Source organism: Giesbergeria sp. (genome assembly GCF_028686475.1).
Taxonomy (GTDB): domain Bacteria; phylum Pseudomonadota; class Gammaproteobacteria; order Burkholderiales; family Burkholderiaceae_C; genus Simplicispira.
The window spans coordinates 1-5,813 of record NZ_JAQUCA010000047.1; the positions used below are offsets into that span (position 1 = coordinate 1).

The 5,813-nt window shown below is 55.6% G+C and carries 6 protein-coding genes and 2 pseudogenes; 3 read left to right on the forward strand and 5 right to left on the reverse strand.

Features of this window, described 5'->3' with window-relative positions:
• Positions 1-136: 136 nt before the first annotated feature.
• Positions 137-580 (forward strand): annotated as a pseudogene (locus PHX60_RS15605) (IS4 family transposase); the annotation flags it as partial.
• 214 nt (positions 581-794) lie between these two features.
• On the opposite strand, the gene PHX60_RS15610 reads toward PHX60_RS15605, so the two are convergent.
• The 5 genes and pseudogenes from PHX60_RS15610 to PHX60_RS15630 all read right to left on the reverse strand — a co-directional run bounded on the left by PHX60_RS15610 (position 795) and on the right by PHX60_RS15630 (position 3,492).
• Entirely contained in the window at positions 795-1,745 is a 951-nt protein-coding gene (locus PHX60_RS15610) for a type II toxin-antitoxin system HipA family toxin (RefSeq protein ID WP_300079634.1), read from the reverse strand.
• A gap of 68 nt (positions 1,746-1,813) precedes the next feature.
• Complete coding sequence (locus PHX60_RS15615; protein WP_300079635.1) at positions 1,814-2,173, reverse strand: hypothetical protein; 360 nt, start codon at positions 2,171-2,173, stop codon at positions 1,814-1,816.
• Positions 2,163-2,603, reverse strand: coding sequence for a helix-turn-helix domain-containing protein (locus PHX60_RS15620; protein ID WP_300079637.1), 441 nt, complete (start codon positions 2,601-2,603; stop codon positions 2,163-2,165). Before PHX60_RS15620 ends, PHX60_RS15615 begins: the two co-directional genes overlap by 11 nt.
• A 209-nt stretch (positions 2,604-2,812) precedes the next feature.
• Positions 2,813-3,058: pseudogene (locus PHX60_RS15625) on the reverse strand (transposase); the annotation flags it as partial.
• A gap of 92 nt (positions 3,059-3,150) precedes the next feature.
• Positions 3,151-3,492 carry a hypothetical protein gene (locus PHX60_RS15630; RefSeq protein WP_300079638.1) on the reverse strand — a complete coding sequence of 114 codons (342 nt, stop codon included), beginning with the start codon at positions 3,490-3,492 and terminating at the stop codon, positions 3,151-3,153.
• A 329-nt stretch (positions 3,493-3,821) separates the two neighbouring features.
• Between PHX60_RS15630 and PHX60_RS15635 the strand changes: the two genes are divergently transcribed.
• Positions 3,822-4,139, forward strand: coding sequence for a helix-turn-helix transcriptional regulator (locus PHX60_RS15635; protein ID WP_300079641.1), 318 nt, complete (start codon positions 3,822-3,824; stop codon positions 4,137-4,139).
• On the forward strand, positions 4,129-5,535 hold the full coding sequence (locus tag PHX60_RS15640) for a type II toxin-antitoxin system HipA family toxin (RefSeq protein WP_300079645.1): 1,407 nt from the start codon (positions 4,129-4,131) through the stop codon (positions 5,533-5,535). Before PHX60_RS15635 ends, PHX60_RS15640 begins: the two co-directional genes overlap by 11 nt.
• Positions 5,536-5,813: the final 278 nt, after the last annotated feature.

A 5,813-nucleotide genomic window follows, 5' to 3' on the forward strand; every position in this document is an offset into this window, starting at 1 on the left:
GCTTTGTGGTGCGATTGGAGTGACAAAAAGCACGCGAACAGCGGCGCAGGAGGGCATCAGGGTTCAATGCGGGTGCATATTTGCAGAAAAAATCGGCTGAGGCTGGGGTGGCCGGGAGGTGCTTTTTGGGTCACGGATTCAGGTAATTGACTGGTACCGGGCACGCTGGGAAATAGAGCTGTTCTTTCTGATTTTGAAGGAGGGCTGCCGGGTCGAGCGCTTGCAGCTGGGAGACAAAGACAGACTGGAAGCGGCCTTGGCCATTTACATGGTGATTGCTTGGCGCATCAACCGACTGATGCGGCTGGGGCGCACGATGTCTGAGCTCGATGCTGGGCTGGTGTTCGAGCCCGACGAGTGGCGAGCGGCGTTCATCTTGAACAAAAAGCGGGTACCGCAAAAGATGCCAACACTCAATGAGGTGCTGCGGCTAATCGCCCAGCGCGGGGGCTTTCTGGCAAGAAAGGGCGATGGAGAGCCTGGAGCTAAGACGCTATGGCTGGGCTTGCAGGAGATAGCCCTCTTTGTTCAAGGAGCCCGCTACGCCAGAGAGTTGAGCGAGGCGGGGACTTGTGTGTAATGGAATGGCTACTACCACCCCCTACGGAACATTGACCTATTCATTAGAAACGAAACAACTTGAAATATTTTCTACTTCTTTGCCTCTGAGGAGGAAGGACTTAACTTCAAGTTTTTTCGTTTCGGTTCGATAATCGTGTTGGTGGCTAAGATGCGGAACCATGCGCCGTCGCGATTTCCATCGGCTTGTGGACTCTCTCTCAAGAGCTTGAGCCCTAGAGACCCCGTAGCGTCTTCTCGAGCTCTGGAGATGCAATTTGGTCCAACCTCCGAATGGCCCCCTCCAGGTGCGCCATGTCCTTTTGAGTCGCACCGAACTTCTCGAAAAACGGCTTCCACGCACGAGCCACCAGCCACACCTCGTGCAGCGCCTTCAGCGCTTGCCCCCTGCTCGAAAAATACACAGCCCAGTGGGTCATCAGGTTGTCCAGCGTGGCTAGCCTGCCCCTTTCCCCAACCTCCAAGTGCAGCATCCGGTCCTGAGCAACAACGCTTATGGGAAGCACGTCATAGAGCGGGCTGAGGGTCCATCCTCTGGCTGCGACCTGGTACAGGAATCCATGATTGCGCAAGTGGTCATCCGTGTTCGTGACGAAGATGTTGAGCGCCTGCCTCTTAAACAGCTCGCGCAAGTCCCGCGCGAGGTACTCAGGGAGCGCGCGGGCACGCATTTGCTCTGCTAGGGCCTTGTAGGAGCTACGGGTTGCTGCATACTCATCGATGCCCATAAGAGTGAGTGCCGAGCAAAAGCCTATGCGGCCTTCGATAGTAGGCAGGCCTCTAAGTCTTTTCAACGGCTCCCAACTTTCTTTGGCGGGGTCCGGAACGACCCCAGGCTCTGCCCAGTAGCGGTCGAATCGCCGAATGAACAGCACCTTGGCCTGACCTACCTGCTTAACCGTCACGGGAGGCACACGAAGCCCCGCGGCACGTGCAAGCTCCAATGCACCAGCTTCGAGAACAGCGTTACAGGCGCGGTCTGACTTGGATGGGAACTTGGCGAGCCAGAGAACACCGTCATCGGTGCGCACGGAAGCCTTAGGCCGCGCGCCGCCGGCGCTGCCAAGGCATCCGAAGTAGATGGCGAGGTCCTCCCCGACGTATTCCTCATTCTCGATGCGGTCCGCTGCCTCCAGAAGGCGCGCCAGGTCCATCTCGGCGGACACCGGGGCCGTAGCCTCAGAATCCCGCGAGAGGCGCACATCCAAGGCCCCCACCCGGTCTGAGCCCGCTTCTAAGAGATAGGCCACACCTCCGGCAGCTTGTTTACAGCCACCTTGAGCTTGTTCTCAATGACCCTACGCCCCCAGGAATCCGGGGCCGCGTCACGGATACCCCCGAACTCAGTGAGTCCAGCCAAGACAAAGTGCTTGGCGCCACCCTCCTCATTCTTCAGTGGCAAGGCGACGGGGTCCACCTCGACGGCATAGGGGCGTTGCACATAGCGCTTGCCGTAGACAAAAACAGGCTGCGCGGTGTTTGCGCCTTCCAGCGAACCCGCTGGCACGAAGTCAGCGCCATGCTCATCCGCCACATGTGCGAACACGAAAACGTTACTGGGAGGCCGGGCATAGGGGTTGCGGTCAGAAGTCATACGGGTCCTTGCTTTTCGCGGTCATTTCGGTAGATTGCCCAGCATCAGGCCTGAAGGTCGCCTTGGACACGCTTTTGTTGACAAAAGTGGAGCCCACGCCCTTGCGCCCAGCGCTTGCACTCGACTTGTAGACACGTTGGACGCGGGGAGCTTCATTGAAGACACGCACGGCGGCCGATTTGCCTGTCAGCAAGCCAGCCAAGGTAAGCTCAGGCTCCAGGGCGTGTAAGTAGCGCAGGACCTGCGAGAGCGTGCGGCTTTCGTCCCCCTTCTCCAGCAGTACTGCGGTGGACCGAGAAACACCTGCGCGCGCTGCCGCCTCACTCTGGGTCACGCCACGCGCAATGCGCAGTGTGCGGAGCTGGTCGCCAATCTGCTCTGCCTCTTTCAGGCGGACTTCAGGCGTGCGGAGTGATTCGTCATACTTCATCGAACTTACCAATAAAGGTGGTACCAGTTGCTGCACGGCGGTAACAACCGGCCGGGCTGTAACGTGGCGCAGTTGGCTGGGTTTGCAATCGCAGTCCTAGTCTTGTGTAAGGACTTTTATTACGGTCATTGTCTTACTGAATCCGATGGAAGTCAAGGCGAGTCCAGTGCATGGGGCGTGTCCGAATTTTTGTGTAAACGGTTCGGACTTCAGTGGCTGGAGATGCGCTCTCCAAACTGGATGGTAAATCGGGTCAAGGCAGCTTTCCAATCCCGGATGGGCATCGTCCACTTCTGGCTGATGTTGCGCAGGGCCAGATAAAACAGCTTGGTCAGCGCCTCATCGCTGGGAAACGAGCCCCGATTTTTGCTTAACTTGCGCAGCCCCATGTTGACCGATTCGATGGCATTGGTCGTGTAGATGACCTTGCGAATTTCGGGCGGGTAGTCAAAGTAAATACTGTAAGTATTATATTTACCATAATGATGAAGCAGTCGCAGTTTAAGTCGGAGAGAAAGCTGAGCCCTCTCTCCATTCGGGGCTTCATTCAATACTGGATATCTTCCTCCATAGCCCTCTGAATGACGTGTGCCGCCTCTTTCTGCCCGAGGGTTTCAGTCATCTCAAAAGCTAAATCTTTCACCCGCTGACTGACTTCGCCACTGGACAGCATGGTTTCGAGCAATTGACCCTTTGCAAATCCAGCCTTGCTAGCTGCACTCAATAGACGCTGAACCACCAGCAAACCCCGAAGGTGGCCCTCAGGTGTGCACCCAGATTCAGGGTCGTAGGCAGCATCCGAGGCGATGAGGAAAAGACCTGCTGGCGATGCAAGCCACCCGCCGGGGGCATTTGGGTCCTCTTTGAATAGTTGGCTGTCATCTGTCATCGAATTCTTTCGTTGCGTATTTTTATCAGGTGTGCGGGAAACACCAGCAATATGTTACCGGGGGGAATCGACAAAACTGCCCAGGGTCGGTGTCTACCAGTTCATCAAACAGCCTTACCGGCCGCACGGTTCCATCGGCTTGTTCCGGACTGTGAGCTAAGAGAGCAGACATACGCAAAAGGTTTTTGAGTGGTCACTTGGTCCGAATTCTGCAACTACCCCCACTATGACGTGCAGTCCGACCAGCACTTTCCCTCAAGGAAGGTGCTTTCGCTTGGAAAGAAACACTATCAAAGTAGCATAAAAAGAAAAATGTATACTTTGTTAGTATGAAAAACCACCAAGCTGTCGCTTCCTTGTTGAAGCAGATGATGAAGCACCAGAACATGCAGCAAGTGCGGCTGGTGCGTGAAGCGGGCCTCTCGCCGCGTACCCTGCAGTTGATTCTGAGCGGCGAGCACGACTTCAAACTCAGCTCCCTGTTCACCATAGCCGACCGATTGGGGCTGGAGATGGTGCTGGTGCCCAAGGAGGCTGCTGCTGCGGTGCAGGCAAGCCAAGCGACAACCACAGAGCCGGTGGTGGAAACCAAGGTTCAAGCTGCCCTCAATGCGCTAAAAGAGAGGGGTACTGGCTATGCAGGTTAAAGCGCTGGGTATCTTTCTGGGGGGTACAACATCTGCTCACCGTATCGGCGTACTGCTTCGATATGCCTTGGCTGAAGATGCTGTGATACAGCGGTTTGTGGCCGATGAGCACTTTGCCGAACGTGAGAACGCCCCCGTACTGAGTGCTTCCTTACTGGCAGACCAGCCTTGGCAGCAGCGTCAGCTGTGGCAGGACTACACCTCCACCCTGCTCAATGGTAAGCATTCAGCAATCAATGGCTGGTTGCTGCCGGCGTTCTTCCAGAATCTACTGCCTGAGGGGGTGTTTCGAGACCATGTAGCCCAGCTTCGGGGATGCCATCCCAAAGACCATTTCGAAATGCTCGCCGCCTGTGGCAAAGACCTGCCCGGTAATGTGTATGCATTACCAGTGGAGCTGAACACAGCGCAGTTGCAGCGCTATGTGACCCAAGAGCAAGACACCCTAGAACTTGGGATGACTGCACAGCCGATGCCGCAAGGAGTTTCGCTCTCTGGAGTGCAGCCGAAGTTGGCAGTCAGCAAAGCGGATGGCCGTTATGTAGCCAGAACCAAACTCGGTGATACGCACCTGATTGCCAAGCTGCCTGTGGTTGGCTATCCACGATTGCCGGAATTGGAGGCCTTGTCCTTGGAAATGGCCAAGGCCGCAGGGGTTCGTGTGTGTGATGCAGAGTTGGTGCCGCTCAACATGCTGGAAGCCGAGCATGGTTATGACTTGGGAGAGTCGGACACGACCACCCAGTTTCTGGCGGTTCACCGCTATGACCGAGACCAGCCAGGACGGGTGCAGTGTGAAGATTTCTGCCAAGTGCTGGGTGTTTGGCCAGAGGACAAGTACACCCAAGGTGACTACACCCAGGTCGCAGCGGTTTTGCTCGAGCTGTTTGGTGAGCCAGGCGTGCATGAGTTGCTGCGCCGCTTGCTGGTCAACGAAATGCTGGGTAACTCAAACATGCACCTGAAAAACATCGGCATCCGTTACCCCGATGGGAGAACGCCTGAGTTGCCTGGGGCATACGACATCGTGGGGTATGCGTCTTATGGGCCGCACAAAGGGCATGCACTACCTTTGTTGCCTCGTCCCACTGGCGGAGCATTGAAGCCCAAGGTCAGAGCGGGCACTGTACAAGCAGCATCCGGCTACGAACAGTTGACGCCGATGACATTGCGTAAGTTTTGCGCTTTGCTGAACATTCCAGAAAAGCCTGCCCAAGCGGTGCTGCGCCGCTGTGCACAGGCAGCCGTGGAAACTTGGCCTGATATGGTGCAGCGCTCCAACATCACCGCGCAAATGAAGGTCAACTTGCTCGCGCACTTTGAAGGTCACCCTGCGGTGGCCAGCCTGCGGGTGCGGCTGGCAAAGCGCTTAACAGGTCAGAGCTCTGCCGCATGACCCAACAAGGCACCAGCTGAGGAGATTTTTCAGGTGATTATGCGATGGTTCATTCTCGGGGGCACCGTTTGTGAGAGGAGAACCTGGAGCCTAGCGAACCCCAGACTTACTTATGCAACAGCCGCGGTCACGGTGTGCCCATTCATAAGATGGTGGTGGTAAAATTTCAAATGTTTTCAATTTTTTTGTTTTTAAAATTATTAACTTCTAAATAAAAGATTTAAATTATACTTTCGTATAAAAAGATGAGTGACAAGGTTGTGAAATTCATCGGATTT